Source organism: Bacillus sp. P14.5, assembly GCF_003316765.1.
In the GTDB taxonomy this organism is placed as follows: Bacteria; Bacillota; Bacilli; order Bacillales; family Bacillaceae_B; genus Rossellomorea.
Genome location: NZ_NIJF01000073.1, coordinates 19,518 through 34,792, shown reverse-complemented (window position 1 = coordinate 34,792; position 15,275 = coordinate 19,518). Strand labels below are relative to the sequence as shown.

The following is a 15,275-nucleotide window of genomic DNA, read 5'->3' as shown; positions in this document are numbered from 1 at the left end:
AAATTTTATTTATCTAATGACGTTGGTTTCCTCCATATAGGTATAAAGAATTTAATGTTTATGATAATTAAAATTACAGAACCAAAAAGTAATGTAATGAGTGTATTTAAACTTCTTTCAAAAGGCAACATACCATATAAAAAGTAAGAGAAAACAAATAATAGATCGAGCACTATTATTTTTTTCGACCCTGATTTTCTACTAAAGTAATCCCTTGATCCTTCGAACGTTAAGACTGCACCGATTAAAAATAGAACACCCCACCAAACGTGTAAATACCAATTAGGAAGTTGATATGAAGCGGGATCATTATAGGCACCCATGTAACCTAAAAAACTGACCAGCATAAGAATTCGGCCAAAGACAGCTGCCATTTGCATTTTTATATCTTTTTGACTTCGATCAATCCGAGTTTCTACGCTTTTTTGTTCCTCTACAAATTGCTCAGGAGAAACTAATTCTTTAATATCAATATCAAATAAGTCAGCCAATTTTAATAGGTTATCTGTGGACGGTTCTGACTGATTTGTTTCCCATTTTGATACCGCCTGCCGACTCACTCCTAACTGTTCACCTACATATTCTTGCGATAACTTTAGAGATTTTCTTCTATTGTTAATTTTAGAACCTAACGTCATAATACAACGCTCCTTTTTCAATATGATAACTGTAATCATATTGGTTTTACAGGTCGCACACCACCAACCACACAGCAACTATTGGTTGCAATAGATTGACTTAGAACATTTATTCAATAAAATGGCCTGTTTGTAGAGGATTACATTGAAAGTCAATCAAATTAATATAATAACTATAACATTTTCAATCCAAAAAACTATGCTTTTATATCTTTGACTATCTAGAAGGTATGAAGTGGTAAACAGCCTGGCATTGCGGCATGCTCAAGCACAGTTCACCTGTCCAAATAAAATTCGAAATCCCCCTCACTTAAAAAGATAAGGGGGATTTTCTATGACCTTAATTTTCAGCCGGCAAGAAAGCTGCTGTTTAATTTGCTTTTCTTATTTTTATAGTTTTGGATACACAACTGTCCCATCTTCTTCAATGATCGGCATGGCTCCCCACTTCCCCAATTCATGAGGGACCACCTCGGGATTCCCCTTGGAGTCTGGAATGAGATGGTTCACCTCCCATCCCTTTGCCTGCAGCCAGTTGCTGATGAGGAGGCGGTGGCACCTGGCGGGATGATGTTCTGAACACATATAGACGAGCGGTGTTGCCGCGGCTTGTTCCTTGAGGTCTTCCAACGCATACTGAAAATCATCCGTCAGTGTGTAATCCGCATAGTTGTGAAATGAGCGGTTATTCCATCCTTCGTTCAATTGCTCCCCTACCTCTCCCGACATATTCCTTCTCCCGCCAAGACTCGGAAAATGCTGATAATGAATCCCTGCCTCTTTCAGCCACTGGGTCATGCTTTCCTTTTTGAAGTGTGGATTACTGCGGCTTGCCGGAAATGCACGGACATCTGCCACAAAGCGAATATCAGCCGCTCCCAGCAGTTCTAAAAATTGTTGGATTGAATGATTATAATGTCCAATCGTATAGACCTTCAATGTGATCCTCTCCTTAAAAATCTATTGCGGGTTTAGAACATTTCTGTACGCTGAGTGCAAAGTGTATGCTTCTTCGTTTAAAGTTCTTCTGGTGTTTTTTCGCCAAATTGATTCTACTACAAAAAATTTATTCCATAAAAAGGGCATTACGAATTTTTGAAGAATGGTTTACGTAAGGTGGTAATTATATGGTTTTTTTAAAAAGCCACATGCACACCTCATAATCCAACAGCAGGACATCAATGGATTCACTTATATATAACCTGGGAGTTTCTAGATGAAACAGCGAACTTGAAAGAGGGTCTTGGAGACGGGAAAGTACGTTTGGCTGATTATCTTCCCGTGCTCTCTCACCCGCCGTATGTCCGCCAGTACGTTGAAGGTTTCAAAAACATTGAAGAAGGAAGGCTGGAATATGAATAGTGAAAGTAACATCATCATTGCTCCATTGAAACCTGAGTTAATAGAGGACATCCATAAAACAAATGATTATTTTATGTTGTTTGGCAGAGTTGTCCCCAGTTTACAATCCGGAAAATGGACTTATAAAGAGATTCTTTTTGATGAAGCCAGAGAAACACGTTTTCCAGATGACAAGCTTGATTGGAGCCAATATATAAACAGAGAGGACCGAGCCTTGTTTTTAGCTTATATCAATGATACTTGCTTAGGGCAAATTAGAATCGTTAAGGACTGGAATCACTTCTGTTATATCGAAAACATTGCTGCTAAAAAAGAGTATAGAGGAAGCGGAGTTGGAAAGCGGCTTTTACATAAAGCGGAAGAGTGGGCAAAACAACGGAAGCTTATAGGGATGTCCCTGGAAACACAAGACGATAATCTTGGTGCATGCAGATTCTATGTGAGACACGGGTTCGTGCTGGGCGGGGCGGATACACTGAAGCAGTCATATAATCCACATATTGAAACTACATTGTATTGGTATAAGGTGTTTGAATGACTGGGAAGGCTGGGCCTGACCCCCCGTACGAACGAAGCAGGTAAGCCTATCAAAAATCGACATGGGGTGAAGTGATGAAACGATTTGTTCTACCAGTTTTAAAGGCAATCGCAGAAGAGCTTTTAGACGCAAAGAAGGATACTCCATTGTTTAGCATTAAATGTTTAAAATGCGAATGTACTAGAGAATTAGAAGATCTTTTTTCGAAAAGATCTGGGGACATAGAAGTTTTTGGGAAAAGGGGCCTGACCCCCGGCACGTTAATGCGTTAGTGTGCTGGGGACAGGTCGTGATTTCCAGGTTCTGATTTCCATCTGAACAAACAAAAGTGGTTTTCTCAGTCTACTTAACGGTCATTTCTTTAAAATCTATTATCAACCCTATATCAATCATAAAATCTATTCCAAGTATGCCGTTAAATCCATAGGTTTCCTTTGTAATTCCTAATTGTAGTGGAAAAGAACCAAACAGCTGGTTATTAATTATTAAATCTGATACGACTTGCTCATAGCAGAGTTCGCTTTCCCCGCCAACACCGTACATCCTTCTGGGGCTGCCATTTGCTCGGTCTATTATAAGCCCAATTTCCTCTACTTCAATGGTATCAAAGATAGTAGTTGAACAGCCAGTGTCTAAAAGAACATCATGTAAAATCATTGTCTTTTCTTTAAAGGTTAATGTAACTGAGACGATCGGTAATCCATCAGTCATCTCTATCTTCATTGAAGTCGTCTCCTTACTCCAATGAATTTTTGTTCTTTCACTTCGATTGTATGGTGGTCAGTATGAAAAATGTAGTATTCACGTGTAGGTTCTGCTAAATGAAGTTTTTTATATTCTTTCCATGCGGGAGTTGAATCGGGGAAGTGAGAAATGACTGATAATTCATCGGGATAGCGTATTGAATTTTTCGAATAGGCCGAAATAGCCTCTACAAGTACCCATTGCTCCGGATACTGTTCACGTACTTGTTCCCATTTCAATGGTAACACCTCCTTATTATTATTTTTAGTATATCATTCTTCAATAAATAGATTAACTCTTTTACTATTAGGATTATTTAAGGCGCGGGCCTGACCCCCGGGACGTTAATGCGTTAGTGTGCTGGGGGGCAGGCCCTGATTCTCTTGATTTAGGAATCTTTATAATGAATCGCCTCTTTTGCTTTTTTCATCAAGGCTTTTGACACGAAAAGCTGATACGAGGCCGCCTCTCCCTTTCCTGCTCCTGGACTCACCGTTTTCATCTTATAGGGAATGCTATTGTTTTCCAGCCTTCCCTTCATGGCTGAGTATTCAGCGAAATCATGAGTGGAATAGATCATTTCCCATTTAGCGAACAAGCCTTTTAATAGTTTTATTAACATGGACTCCCCCCTGGTTAAAATTAAGTTTACACTCAACATATTATTCAGGATTCTTCAGGGTTAGTCTTTTCCTTTTACTCTACAGTCACAGTGACAACCCAGCATTTGTCGGAAGGTGTAGTAAAGAGCCGAAATTCCAAAACAAAGCAGCATGACCTGTTTTACACCAACCACACTCATCCCGAAACAAACCAACTAAACTCCTTAACAAACTTCAACCTAACCGTCCCAACCGGCCCATTCCGATGCTTGACCAGATTGATTTCCGTCTCCTGCCCTTCGAAATCCCGTTTATAATATCCTTCCCTGTAAAGCAGCATGACCATATCCGCGTCCTGTTCGATGCTGCCGGAGTCACGGAGATCAGACATCAACGGCCGTTTATCCTGGCGCTGTTCGACTGACCGGGAAAGCTGTGACAGCAGAATGATCGGCACTTTGTACTGTTTCGCCATCTGTTTCAATTCCCTGGTGATGGCTCCAATTGCCAGGTCATGGCGTTCAAATTTCCCTTCAATCGGAATCAGCTGCAGGTAATCAATGACCACTAAACAAGGAGCATTTTCGTTTTCCCTTCTCGTCTTCTGGATTCTTGCGCGGATTTCGTCCAGGGTCAGCCTGCCTTGATCATGGATTTGGAAAGGCATTTTGTAGCATGTATTCAGCGCTTCGTTCGCCTTTCGGGTTTCTTTATCCGAAAAAATACGGAACGGATTCTGCCACTTGGCCGCATCGATGTAAGCCATCCTGCTGATCAGCCGCTGATAAAGCTGCATCTCGCTCATCTCGAGTGAAAAGAAATCGACAACGGTGCCTTTTGAGGCTGCGTTATAGGCAAGATTCAGTACGAGGGCGGTCTTTCCCATCGACGGCCTTCCCGCGACAATGATCAGTTCCCCTGGTTTGAACCCTCCCGTAAATCCGTCGAGCTTTTCATATCCGGAAGAGACGCCAGCTTGTACAGGGTCTGCATATAGAGACTCATAGAGCTGGACCAGTGCTTCGCCTTTTCTTTTCCCATTCTCCAGTCCCAGCTCCTGTGTCTCGACATATTTTTGATAAAAAGCTTCTGCCGTTTCCCCGCTCGAATGATTCAGGAAATGGGCGGCCGCTTTCCGAAGCTCTCTTATCCGGTAAGATTTCAGCACCACTTCCTGATAATGCTCCAGACCGCTTACGGAAGGACAACAAAGAGAGATCTCCGTGAAGTATGTAACGCCGCCGACATTTTCAATCTCGGTTCCCAGAAGATTAACCAAACTGAAAGGGTTGATTTCCACACCATCGCGCTGCAGCTCCCTCATCGCTGTAAAAATGACCCGGTGCCTGCTCTGCGAAAAGTGTTCAGGTTTCAGAATGATGTCGTTGATGGCCGCAGGCTCCAGGAAAACCGCTCCAAGCACCATGCTTTCAGCTTCAAACAATTCCTGCTGCCCCGCCATTTCATCGGTTCCATACAGGCTCAAAGGACGGTTTGATTCTCTTGGATCCGTTTGCAATACGGGCCTCCCCCTCTCTTTTCCACCTCTCCAGCTTGGCCAGGAAGTCATTGGTTTCTTTTAGCTGGTTGGCAGAAGAGTTTGAGGGTTTTGACGAACTCCTTGATTTCCGGATTTTCCGCATCAAACCCTTCTCGTAGTAGGTAAACGACTTGATAGTGTCGTCCGCATTCCGCTTTTGATAGGCAGACTGGATCTCATCCATCCAGGAAATTAGCGTTTCCACCCCAATGTCCTTCTCCACTATTTTTTCAATGGCACACTGCTCCTTAGGCGAAATATAGAACCCAGAATTTCGCAGCTTCAAAAATTTTTCCGTGACCTTCTCCACTCTTCTCTGCACATCTGGTTTGGAACGCAGGTCTTCTCTCTCGCGCACGCTCTCTTTTTCTTTCTCTTCTCTACCTTTCTTACATTCTTCTTTTAGTGCCGCCATGGTCGGCGCTTTGTCTTCCTGTGCTTCATCCTCCGTTCTTCCGTTTTCGAGCGCGGAAAAATCACCGTCATTCTGGAGCAATGTGAACAAGGTGCCGATTTTAGTTTCCTTCGTAGAGATGAGACCATATTTCCTCAACCGATCCACACTCACTTTGATCGTATTCTTCGACGGAATCTTCAAATTGCCATTCTCCACATACTGCAAATCTTCCGCCAGCCGTGAATACGAGCGTAAATACTGCCCTCTATGTACCTTCACTTCTTCCACATACATGAATTCCTTCTGCAATGCCCTGCAGCTCAGCAATAATAGAAGCCTCAACGTAAACGGGCTCCCCCAAATCGGACTTTCAATCGTGTTCCGGTTGAATTTGATCCATCCTGTCATCAGTAATTCCTCCCTATATATTGTTTCACCTTTTATATAGAGAGGTTTCTGGGAAAAGGACACCACTTTTATAAAAAAAATGCTGAGCTCTCGGGATGAGAGTTCAGCATTCAAAATTGATTTTCAGGCTTTCAAAAATGCCTGAACCGCTTCCGGTAATAATTGAAAGACCAAGCCTTCAAAGATTATATCGAGCAAACCGGCAATGAATAAAAAGAGTAGTATAAATACTACAAGAGGTTTCTTGTTTTTTCCAGAAATCCACTTCACTAAACTCACTCCAACTTCACGCTATTTTACTACTTTCTATAGTAATTCATGTGTTAGGTACTTATCAATTTTTACTGTGAATAAAGGGGCCAGACCCCCGGTACGCTATCTAAAGAACAACTTGGAGTTTTTGTCATGGGAGGAAGCTTTGAATGAGCTTAACTTACCAACTGACACTAAGTCGTGAGGCTATAAAATTTTTAAAAAAACAAGAAACATCTGTTGTATTAAGAATAAGCATAGCTTTGAAGGGACTATTAATTCAACCACCTATAGGTGACATAAAACCTTTAAAGGGTAAAAAAGGGCAACTAAGGTTGAGAACTGGACCATTCAGAACTATTTGAAATTGATCATAATGAGAAAATAATCTATATATTAACCATTGATAATCGCGGTGATGTATACAAGTAACCACTAGAATTGAAAGACCATTTCATAATTATGGTCTTTTTTATTTTTAATACAAAAATAAAGGCTCAATGACACCCCGGCACGATAGGACTTTACCGTACAGGGAGGCAGGCTCTGATTCTCCTCCTGCTCTGGAGGATTGACCATTCAATCAAACGTTCGTTTAAGAAAAAAGCACGAAGATTTTTAGATTGAATTACAGGTCTCAGCCCCTCGCTTACCTAATAATTCCAATTCGAGAGAAGGAATGTCTACCCCTCTCATCTCATAGACATATATAAAAGAAGGGAGCTGGTCTCAATGCTTGAGATGAGTGCTGTTATCGCAGCTGTCGCGTTTACCATTCTCGTCGTTTATTTGATCCTGACATTGCGAAAAGTAATGGCCACACTTGCCGAAACAAAAAAGACATTGCACGACGCCCGTACATCCGTAAACAGCCTCACAGATGAAGCAGAAGAACTGATTCACACAGCCAACCAGATTTCAGATGATGTAAAAGGAAAAATGAAAGCCGTTGACCCGCTGGTTGAGTCGGCTCAAGATGTAGGAGAAATGATACACAGCGTGACAAGCTCCGTAAAAAGAAAGGCTTTAGGAACGCGAAAGCCGCAGACGATTCATACGCAGGAGAGCAAGCCGGTACAGATAAAATTGAAGTGAGGAACAACAAAGAACCATGGGGATACGCCACATGGTTCCTTTTTTGTAGTAACTTCACTGGTTTCTTGCCCCGGGTACCTCTCGCGTTCTTCAGTGAACGTCCTTGTTTTCAATAAGATAGCTGTTCCTGCTAAGAGAGCCTCTGATAAAATAATCGAGATAGATTAAAAAATCGTTGAATAAAACTAAACTCTTGCCATCTCTCTAAGTTCACTAGTTTCTGATATACAAGAAAAAGATGCAGCTTTTTACACCTAGTTTGCCTTTCCGTCTCTACTTAAAAAATAAAAGATGGTATAATGGTAAAAAAAGGAATGTGGTGATTCTTATTTTGGTTGGGATCATTTATGGATTAATCGCCATTTCAGTCGTCGTATTCGTATTGTATTATCTTCCCTACATCGCAAAAGGGGTAGGGAAATCCATTAAACAAAACGAAAAAATCATCAACCAAAACGAGCAGCTGATTGCTCTTTTGAAAGAACAACAGAAATCGACTCTACCAAATAATCAGGACAAAAAAGACACTTAAATGAGTAACGGGTTCTGTTTTCGAGTACAAAATAAAAAATTCACATATCAAAAGGAGTACCAAATCGCATCGATTTTGACAATCCTTTTTCCTTGGTTTAACGGTATTCTTGTTGGTTAATCTGGTTAATCTGGTTAATCTGTTCAATTGGTAATACAAAATGTAACCTAAAAAGCAAATGACAGAACTTTTTGTTCTTCAAAATTTGTGGCACGATTTCCTGTGCACTTTTATTCCCATATTAATATAAAGGAGAGTATATATTTTAAGAAAGTCAGCAATGATTTGATTGGAACGGAAGGTGTGTGACCTCCTGCGGGACTAGCGTGACAGGTGAGACCCCACAGGCGAAGCCGAGGAGGCTCACCGCACGCCCCGCGGAGTCACGCACCTGGAGTGGAAATCAATAGACATTCTTTTTGGGTGTGAATAACTCAACCATTTCTTTGGATAATTTGAAGTTTGTACTTCAAAACAGAACCCGTTATTAAATGAGTGCCTTTTTCTTTTTGAATTTTTCTTGTGTTCTGGTGCCTGACCCCAGCTGCGTTAACGCGTTAATACTTTAGTACACCAGGGTCGGGTGGAGTAGGCTTTATAGCGAAAGCGGCCTGGTCATTTGCATAATTAAGAAATCCAGCCGTAAAAATAAGGGGAGTTTTTCCCCTTATTGGCACTTCCACGCTCATTTTGGAGTAAATAGAGGGAATTTTTCCCCTTATATGAAGAAATAGCACCTATTTTCAGTAATTTAAGTCTAATAAGGGGAATTTCTCCCTCTATTTAAGCTTTTTATGATGCTTTTTAGTAAATAAGGGGAATTTTTCCCTCTAAATAACTAGCCAAAGTCCTGAACCCTGCTATTAAGTGCCACCAGTCACTAATCCTAAGGCAGAGCCTGACCCCCGGCACGTTAATACGTTAGTGTACTGGCGGGCAAAGTCTTAATTATGAGATTTATCACCAATAAGAACGTACCAAGTTAGACTCACGGCAGTCACCGCATCTCTTCGGCAGGTCAAATCCTTTCATTTTATAAAACTGCTGTTCACCGATAGTAAATAAGAATCGGTCTCCACATTCATAGCACTTCAGAAGGAAATCTTCCGGTGCCGCTCCTTTTAAAGCCTCATGAGTTCTGCTTTGTCTTTCCATAACTGCTGCTTCATCGACAGGCTCTTTTGCTTCCAGAGCCTCTATTGTATTTTGAATCTCTGTTGTGACTTTTTTATAATCAATCTCTTTCCATAGCTTCAAATAAGGAATAAAATCTTGATTTCCGGATTCTTTGATTTTCTGCAGCATCAAAAGAATCATCTGCCGGTTCCGATCTTTTAAATAGGTCATGTCCGGTTCTTTTATTCCCTGTAAAATCCACTCTTCCCATTCGCTGATGAACTCATCAGTATATTGGTCAGATTCGATCAGCCAGCCCCTCTCCGTGTAAACAATCATCGGAAGTTTTCCAAAGTACTCAATTTCGAGGAAGTCATGTTCGATCATCCAGTCGATCTTCAGCATGATGTCATCTATTTTCTCCTCTCGAAAATAGCCATATACGGGAGCCTTGTCCAACTTCAGCTCCAGAACTTTTTTCTCGCGGGAGCCTTTCAAGATTTTGGCTAAGAGCGTTCTCCCTCCTTGGGCAATAATTTCATCGGCTGCTCTTAAAATCGCCTTTATTTCCTGGTGAGATAATGAAAGTGTTTTGGACATTATGAAGACCACTCCTCTTCAGTATTTTGTTGTACAACACATTTTTCGCTTAGCTCAAAACTTTTCCAAACTTTTTCTGATAGAGTTCTCTGACCCACTCTTTTACGGGCGCTTTCCAGTGCTGCTTGGGTGAAGGGATGTTCTTTGTCAAACTCTTGGGTGTCATCCCCAATTCCTTCGCCATACTTATATCCGCCTCATTCAATCGACAGCGTTTTTTAGCGTCCGCCCATGCGTCTGCATTCTTCTTTTTAGCCAGCTCCATTCCCTCCTTATAATTTCAAATATCACTATGAGGTCTGTTTTTGATTATATTGTAGATTGAAAATGTAGTATAAGATTTCGGATTCAATCACCGCAATAACTTGTGGTTGTTGGATTGATATTTTAGTATCGTCACAGTGATACCCAGACATACTTCTATATTTTACTCATTGAAAATTTTATCATTTTCGCTTGAATTTTTCTTGTGTTCTGGTGCCTGACCCCAGCTGCGTTAACGCGTTAATACTTTAGTACACCAGGGTCGGGTGGAGTAGGCTTTATAGCGAAAGCGGCCTGGTCATTTGCATAATTAAGAAATCCAGCCGTAAAAATAAGGGGAGTTTTTCCCCTTATTGGCATTTCCACGCTCATTTTGGAGTAAATAGAGGGAATTTTTCCCCTTATATGAAGAACTAGCACCTATTTTCAGTAATTTAAGTCTAATAAGGGGAATTTCTCCCTCTATTTGAGCTTTTTATGATGCTTTTTAGTAAATAAGGGGAATTTTTCCCTCTAAATAACTAGCCAAAGTCCTGAACCCTGCTATTAAGTGCCACCAGTCACTAATCCAGCAGCATCTTTCCATCGACTAGTTGAGAATGTACCTTTCCAGCCAGCCGACAGGCAAATGTTTGATAAAAAATTAAAATGAAATAAAATGAGCAACAAATACAACTTTTTCTATGAAAATAACAATTAGAGTCTAAGAGTCGGTAGATTTTCAGCGCAATTTTCTTTTGAGTTATTTGTTTGGCCGGGAGTCTCCCATCCGTCTAGATACGTTCAATTAAGCGGGTGCAGCTTCCGGTTACGTTTACACTTTAGTGCGTTGGGAGTCATGCCCTGATAATAAATTGTAAATATTTGGTGGGACGAGGAACCTGTCCCTTTGTCCCCCCCTGTGGCCAGACCCCCGATGCGTTAACGCGTTATTCCTTTGGGTCACCGGGGGTCAGGCACCAACTGGTTGCGCAATCATTTTTCCAAAATTCCAGTTTACAAGCATAAAAGAATGCGTTACCATTAATCTTGAAAAAACTGCATAACACGTTTTCGCACTAGGGGTGCATTTTTGCTGAGAGGAGCTGTCAGGTTCCGACCCTTATTACCCGATCTGGATAATACCAGCGTGGGGAAGTGCAGGAGAAGGTATCTTATTTTCATGTGTTTCTCTTATGATATCAATCGACTGCATCCCACTCTGTGATGCAGTTTTTTTGTTGTCCAAAATATTTTTTTAGGAGGAATACATTATGAATCAACAAGTATGCGGTACAAGTGAGATTACAGGAGCGAGGTTTACGATCCATCCGATGGCGGACGATTTTGTCAGTATTATCCTCGGTGCTATTGAGGAAACTGATACGTCGAAGGTTTGGCGTGAGACGGATGATGTGTCTTCGTGTGTACGCGGCCGGGCGGTGCATGTGTTTGATGCGGTGAAGGCTATTTTTCTCAATGCGAGTAAGACAGGTAAGCATGTTGTGCTGAATGCCACGTTTTCAAACGGCTGTCCTGGAGATACCCAAGGAGATGTTTATTTATCAGAGAATGACGAGCGTATGAATGAAGCTGCTCTCTCCGAAATCTCTCAGGATGTGGCGGTCCACTTTGCTCTCTATCCGCTTGGCAGTAAGACTTATATGGAGAACATCATGGATCAGGTGAATGATGCGATGGAAAAAGGCGTGAAGACAAAAGGTGTTCATTATGCTACACGGCTTGACGGTGATGCTCATGATATTTTTGCGACTCTCGAACGTGCCTTCTACAACTGCCAGCAGGGAGATTCCTCTCATGTGGTCATGACCGTCACGATGTCCGCAAATTCTCCTTCGAAAAAAGGTGAGAAATAATGCTCGCAAAATGGAAGCTGCGTGAAGTTGTTCTTCTTTCGGTTCTGGCCGTGATATTCGGTGTCGTTTATCTGGCCTTCCTGCAAGTCGGGAATGTGCTGTTCGGAATGTTCGGCTTGATCGGATATGATTTTATCTTCGGCATCTGGTTCATCGTCTCCATTATTGCTGCGTACATCATCCGGAAGCCGGGAGCCGCGTTTATCTCTGAAACCGTCGCCGCGACGATCGAAGTGCTTCTCGGAAATGCTGTAGGTCCGATGCTGATCGTCTCGGGCATGATCCAAGGGCTTGGCGCAGAGGCTGTGTTCGCCGCAACTCGCTGGAGAAACTATTCAACACTTGTTCTCGTTCTGGCCGGAATGGGTTCGTCAGTCTCAAGCTTCCTGTGGGGATTTTATGTTTCAGGATTCGCGGCTCTTTCACCTGGATATGTGACGGCAATGTTTTTCGTGCGGCTTGCAAGCGGAGCCATCCTTGCCGGCCTTCTCGGAAAATATATCAGTGAAGGACTTGCCAGGACAGGCGCCCTCAGCTCCTTCCCTATAGGAAAAGAAATGAAGGCGGCGAGGAAGAATCATGAACGGACAGCCTGAACTTCTTAAGGTGGAACAATTGAGCTTTCGCTATGAGGACGACGAAGCCTGGATCTTCAAGGATGTATCTTTCTCACTTTTTGAAAAAGAAACCCTGCTCCTGCTCGGCCCCAGCGGCTGTGGAAAAAGTACGCTGTGCTACTGTGTCGAGGGCCTTTATCCCGAAGCTGTCGAGGGTGTGATGGAAGGAGAGATTTTCTTTCAGAAGAAGAAACTCACGGACTTTCCTCCAGGAAAAATCAATCAGCGGATGGGCATCGTTTTTCAAGATCCTGAAAGCCAGTTCTGTATGCTGACGGTCGAGGATGAACTGGCCTTCGTGCTCGAAAATCATAACGTTCCTCCTGAGGAAATGTCTGCGAGGATTGATGAAGCGCTGGAAAAAACAGGGCTGCTTTCCTGCAAAGAGAGTCTTATTCATGTGCTGTCCGGCGGCCAGAAACAAAAGCTCGCACTGGCGGGAGTTCTTTTAACAGAACCAGACCTTGTCATCCTTGATGAACCGACGGCCAACCTCGATCCTGTATCGAGCTCAGAACTTGTGGAGCTGTTAAAAAATCTGCAGGAAAGCCAAGGCTTCAGCATGATCGTGATCGAGCACCGCCTTGATGACTGGATGGACATAACAGACAGGTGCCTGGTGTTCAGTCGTAATGGGGAAATTATTTTTAACGGAAATCCGAGGGAGTGTTTCACAGAGCATGCCTCCTATTTAAATGAAGAAGGCGTCTGGCTGCCGAGCCCGACACTGGCTGGCATGGAGGCGGCAGCTGCCGGAATCTACGCGGGGAGTTCCCTTCCTTTCACTACCGATGAATTGATAGAAGGAGTGACTGAAACTTTTGCTTTCCTTCAGAAGTTTCAACCTGTTAACAGCGATTCGCTCGTTGGACGGAAACCGTTGCTGGAAATGGAACAGGTCACTTTTTCCTACCGGCAGAAAGAGATTTTGAGAAACATAGATTTTAACGTGTACGAAGGAGAATTCGTTGCTCTTCTCGGGGCGAACGGATCTGGCAAATCGACGCTGTCCAAGGTTATGTGCGGAATCCATCCCCCTTCTGCAGGCAGTATTTTTTATGAAGAAAAAGCTTTAGGGAAGTGGAAGGAAACCGAGCTGTGGAAACGAATCGGCTATGTGTTCCAAAATCCTGAGCATCAGTTCATCACGGATTCCGTTTTTGAAGAACTGTCTTTTGGACTCTCACAGCACGGTTATTCTGAAAGTGAAATTTCAGCTAAAGTCAGGAACACATTGGAAAGGCTGAACCTCCTTTCCGCTGCGGACCGCCATCCTTTTTCACTAAGCCAAGGCCAGAAGCGCAGGCTGAGTGTCGCAACAATGCTCAGTGATCAAAACGGACTACTGATTCTCGATGAACCGACCTTTGGCCAGGATGCAAGAACTTCCCGGGAGCTGATGGATCTTCTTGTAGAGAGAAGAAAAAACGGCGGCGCCATCGTTATGATTACCCACGACATGGAGCTCGTTCATAAGTATACAGACAGAGTGGTTGTACTTAGCGAGGGAAGGATTCTTTTTAACGGATCCCCTTCCCTTCTGTGGGAGCAAGATGAAATCCTGCTGCAAGCAAGGTTGAAGCTTCCTTTTGCCGTCAAGCTTCAAAGACAGATCGAAACAGGAGCTGAGAACCGTGTTATTGCACAACCTTAATCCAGCAATCAAGGCGCTCACTGTCATTGTCTGCATCCTGATTCTCTCAATTTTTTTCGATCCAGTGACTCCCCTTATCAGCATCACGTTCACCATCCTGGTCACTCTTTTGCTGGGCAAGGTGTCCTGGAAGAGATGGCTGCTGCTGTTCTCTCCCTTTCTATTCTTTGCCATCGTGTACATCTGGTCGAGCATGTGGTTCGCCGAAGTTGAGGCGGGTGATACCATCCTGTGGCAATGGGGATTTCTCACAATGACGGACAGCGGCTTGGAGACGGCCATATCACTCGGTCTGCGTGTCTTAAGCTTCTCAGTTCTCTCGCTCTTATTCGTACTGACAACAAAGCCGGTCGATTTCATCCTGAGCCTCATGCAGCAATGCAAACTGCCGCCAAAGCTTGCATACGGAATCATGGCAGGCTACCGTTTCCTCCCCCTCATCCGCGAAGAGTTCTCCATCATCAGGAGCGCTCACCGCATCAGGGGAGTCAAACAAAAAACAGCCTCCCTTCCAGAAAGGATTCGCAACTTGAAGCGCTACATCATCCCGCTTCTCGCCGGCGCCATCCGGAAAGCCGAACGAACAGCACTGGCAATGGAATCGAAAGGCTTCACAGGCGAGGGTGACCGCACATTCTACAGACGTTTCCACTTCAGCGGGAAAGACTGGCTTTTCCTGTTCCTCATGGTGAGCGGGATCCTGATGAGCGTATTTGTTTCGTGGAGCCTGGGAACGCTTGGGTTGTATCAGAAGGAGTTGTAGTTTGAGGCGCGGTGATGTGCTTCTTTCTTAGTGACAGTCACCACCCGGATTTTGTATAATTTTGTCGAAATTAAGAAGGCCTGCCCCCCGGTGCTATTTATTGGGGGCAGGCTTTGATTTTTTTTGTAGATAAATCGCAGACGGGTGCTCAGAGACATCCAAGGAGGAGTAATAGACGGCTGTTGGCTCTCATACGGGGCTCGAGGGACACTATATAACAAAAACAGCTTTATAGTGTCTCTCATACTGATCCCGAGGGACACTATATAATCAAATCTGCTTCTTAGTGTCTCTCAT

At 43.2% G+C, this 15,275-nt stretch carries 19 protein-coding genes and 1 riboswitch; of the genes, 9 read left to right on the top strand and 10 right to left on the bottom strand.

Annotated elements, in window-relative coordinates; genetic code table 11:
• Positions 1-5 precede the first annotated feature (5 nt).
• Together B9Z54_RS12805 and B9Z54_RS12800 are read right to left on the bottom strand one after the other, a co-directional pair.
• Positions 6-638: a helix-turn-helix domain-containing protein gene (locus B9Z54_RS12805; protein WP_113928770.1), complete on the bottom strand. Its 633-nt coding sequence runs from the start codon at positions 636-638 to the stop codon at positions 6-8.
• A gap of 390 nt (positions 639-1,028) precedes the next feature.
• Positions 1,029-1,577 (bottom strand): DUF488 domain-containing protein, encoded by a 549-nt coding sequence (locus B9Z54_RS12800; protein ID WP_113928769.1) that lies wholly within the window; start codon positions 1,575-1,577, stop codon positions 1,029-1,031.
• A gap of 291 nt (positions 1,578-1,868) precedes the next feature.
• Here B9Z54_RS12800 and B9Z54_RS26210 point away from each other — a divergent pair, with 291 nt between their 5' ends.
• Positions 1,869-2,000, top strand: coding sequence for a hypothetical protein (locus tag B9Z54_RS26210; RefSeq protein ID WP_275887807.1), 132 nt, complete (start codon positions 1,869-1,871; stop codon positions 1,998-2,000).
• A complete protein-coding gene (locus tag B9Z54_RS12795; RefSeq protein WP_113928768.1) occupies positions 1,993-2,538 on the top strand; it encodes a GNAT family N-acetyltransferase in 546 nt (181 codons plus the stop codon). The genes B9Z54_RS26210 and B9Z54_RS12795 overlap by 8 nt, the downstream gene beginning before the upstream one ends.
• 342 nt (positions 2,539-2,880) lie before the next feature.
• On the opposite strand, the gene B9Z54_RS12785 is transcribed toward B9Z54_RS12795, so the two are convergent.
• The 6 genes from B9Z54_RS12785 to B9Z54_RS25275 all read right to left on the bottom strand — a co-directional run bounded on the left by B9Z54_RS12785 (position 2,881) and on the right by B9Z54_RS25275 (position 6,499).
• The gene (locus tag B9Z54_RS12785) at positions 2,881-3,261 is read right to left on the bottom strand and encodes a pepsin/retropepsin-like aspartic protease family protein (protein WP_113928766.1); all 381 of its coding nucleotides are present in this window, start codon (positions 3,259-3,261) and stop codon (positions 2,881-2,883) included.
• Positions 3,258-3,530: a hypothetical protein gene (locus tag B9Z54_RS12780; protein ID WP_240189909.1), complete on the bottom strand. Its 273-nt coding sequence runs from the start codon at positions 3,528-3,530 to the stop codon at positions 3,258-3,260. Before B9Z54_RS12780 ends, B9Z54_RS12785 begins: the two co-directional genes overlap by 4 nt.
• A gap of 140 nt (positions 3,531-3,670) precedes the next feature.
• Positions 3,671-3,904, bottom strand: coding sequence for a hypothetical protein (locus B9Z54_RS12775; RefSeq protein WP_113928764.1), 234 nt, complete (start codon positions 3,902-3,904; stop codon positions 3,671-3,673).
• Positions 3,905-4,080: 176 nt separating this feature from the next.
• Positions 4,081-5,403: a replicative DNA helicase gene (locus B9Z54_RS12770; RefSeq protein WP_240189908.1), complete on the bottom strand. Its 1,323-nt coding sequence runs from the start codon at positions 5,401-5,403 to the stop codon at positions 4,081-4,083.
• Positions 5,348-6,229 (bottom strand): DNA helicase, encoded by an 882-nt coding sequence (locus B9Z54_RS12765; protein WP_113928763.1) that lies wholly within the window; start codon positions 6,227-6,229, stop codon positions 5,348-5,350. The genes B9Z54_RS12770 and B9Z54_RS12765 overlap by 56 nt, the downstream gene beginning before the upstream one ends.
• Positions 6,230-6,352: 123 nt before the next feature.
• A complete protein-coding gene (locus B9Z54_RS25275; protein WP_205207710.1) occupies positions 6,353-6,499 on the bottom strand; it encodes a hypothetical protein in 147 nt (48 codons plus the stop codon).
• A 152-nt stretch (positions 6,500-6,651) separates the two neighbouring features.
• Between B9Z54_RS25275 and B9Z54_RS12755 the strand changes: the two genes are divergently transcribed.
• The 3 genes from B9Z54_RS12755 (at position 6,652) to B9Z54_RS12745 (ending at position 8,108) form a co-directional block, all read left to right on the top strand.
• Positions 6,652-6,846 (top strand): type II toxin-antitoxin system RelE family toxin, encoded by a 195-nt coding sequence (locus B9Z54_RS12755; RefSeq protein ID WP_345840726.1) that lies wholly within the window; start codon positions 6,652-6,654, stop codon positions 6,844-6,846.
• A 367-nt stretch (positions 6,847-7,213) separates the two neighbouring features.
• Complete coding sequence (locus B9Z54_RS12750; RefSeq protein WP_113928761.1) at positions 7,214-7,576, top strand: DUF948 domain-containing protein; 363 nt, start codon at positions 7,214-7,216, stop codon at positions 7,574-7,576.
• Positions 7,577-7,895: 319 nt separating this feature from the next.
• Positions 7,896-8,108 (top strand): hypothetical protein, encoded by a 213-nt coding sequence (locus tag B9Z54_RS12745; protein WP_113928760.1) that lies wholly within the window; start codon positions 7,896-7,898, stop codon positions 8,106-8,108.
• Positions 8,109-9,068: 960 nt separating this feature from the next.
• Here the strand turns inward: B9Z54_RS12745 and B9Z54_RS12740 are convergent.
• A complete protein-coding gene (locus tag B9Z54_RS12740; RefSeq protein WP_113928759.1) occupies positions 9,069-9,824 on the bottom strand; it encodes an RQC-minor-1 family DNA-binding protein in 756 nt (251 codons plus the stop codon).
• 49 nt (positions 9,825-9,873) lie between these two features.
• Positions 9,874-10,089, bottom strand: a complete 216-nt coding sequence (locus tag B9Z54_RS12735; protein WP_113928758.1) for a hypothetical protein — start codon at positions 10,087-10,089, stop codon at positions 9,874-9,876.
• A 1,049-nt stretch (positions 10,090-11,138) separates the two neighbouring features.
• A riboswitch (TPP riboswitch) is annotated at positions 11,139-11,241 on the top strand.
• A gap of 100 nt (positions 11,242-11,341) precedes the next feature.
• On the opposite strand from B9Z54_RS12735, the gene B9Z54_RS12730 reads away from it, so the two are divergent.
• The 4 genes from B9Z54_RS12730 to B9Z54_RS12715 are packed head-to-tail and all read left to right on the top strand — an operon-like array spanning position 11,342 to position 14,978.
• Entirely contained in the window at positions 11,342-11,944 is a 603-nt protein-coding gene (locus B9Z54_RS12730; RefSeq protein ID WP_113928757.1) for a YkoF family thiamine/hydroxymethylpyrimidine-binding protein, read from the top strand.
• Positions 11,944-12,540, top strand: a complete 597-nt coding sequence (locus tag B9Z54_RS12725; RefSeq protein WP_113928756.1) for an ECF transporter S component — start codon at positions 11,944-11,946, stop codon at positions 12,538-12,540. Before B9Z54_RS12730 ends, B9Z54_RS12725 begins: the two co-directional genes overlap by 1 nt.
• A complete protein-coding gene (locus tag B9Z54_RS12720; protein WP_113928755.1) occupies positions 12,524-14,215 on the top strand; it encodes an ABC transporter ATP-binding protein in 1,692 nt (563 codons plus the stop codon). The genes B9Z54_RS12725 and B9Z54_RS12720 overlap by 17 nt, the downstream gene beginning before the upstream one ends.
• Entirely contained in the window at positions 14,196-14,978 is a 783-nt protein-coding gene (locus B9Z54_RS12715) for an energy-coupling factor transporter transmembrane component T family protein (RefSeq protein ID WP_113928754.1), read from the top strand. The genes B9Z54_RS12720 and B9Z54_RS12715 overlap by 20 nt, the downstream gene beginning before the upstream one ends.
• The last annotated feature ends 297 nt before the right edge of the window (positions 14,979-15,275 follow it).

Bases quoted from the DNA above. Each gene is read 5' to 3' on its own strand.
- B9Z54_RS12775 (WP_113928764.1), bottom strand. From the start codon at position 3,904: ATGTTAATAAAACTATTAAAAGGCTTGTTCGCTAAATGGGAAATGATC.
- B9Z54_RS12795 (WP_113928768.1), top strand. From the start codon at position 1,993: ATGAATAGTGAAAGTAACATCATCATTGCTCCATTGAAACCTGAGTTA.
- B9Z54_RS12805 (WP_113928770.1), bottom strand. From the start codon at position 638: ATGACGTTAGGTTCTAAAATTAACAATAGAAGAAAATCTCTAAAGTTA.
- B9Z54_RS12755 (WP_345840726.1), top strand. From the start codon at position 6,652: ATGAGCTTAACTTACCAACTGACACTAAGTCGTGAGGCTATAAAATTT.
- B9Z54_RS12735 (WP_113928758.1), bottom strand. From the start codon at position 10,089: ATGGAGCTGGCTAAAAAGAAGAATGCAGACGCATGGGCGGACGCTAAA.
- B9Z54_RS12765 (WP_113928763.1), bottom strand. From the start codon at position 6,229: ATGACAGGATGGATCAAATTCAACCGGAACACGATTGAAAGTCCGATT.
- B9Z54_RS12785 (WP_113928766.1), bottom strand. From the start codon at position 3,261: ATGAAGATAGAGATGACTGATGGATTACCGATCGTCTCAGTTACATTA.
- B9Z54_RS12725 (WP_113928756.1), top strand. From the start codon at position 11,944: ATGCTCGCAAAATGGAAGCTGCGTGAAGTTGTTCTTCTTTCGGTTCTG.
- B9Z54_RS12740 (WP_113928759.1), bottom strand. From the start codon at position 9,824: ATGTCCAAAACACTTTCATTATCTCACCAGGAAATAAAGGCGATTTTA.
- B9Z54_RS12750 (WP_113928761.1), top strand. From the start codon at position 7,214: ATGCTTGAGATGAGTGCTGTTATCGCAGCTGTCGCGTTTACCATTCTC.
- B9Z54_RS12730 (WP_113928757.1), top strand. From the start codon at position 11,342: ATGAATCAACAAGTATGCGGTACAAGTGAGATTACAGGAGCGAGGTTT.
- B9Z54_RS12720 (WP_113928755.1), top strand. From the start codon at position 12,524: ATGAACGGACAGCCTGAACTTCTTAAGGTGGAACAATTGAGCTTTCGC.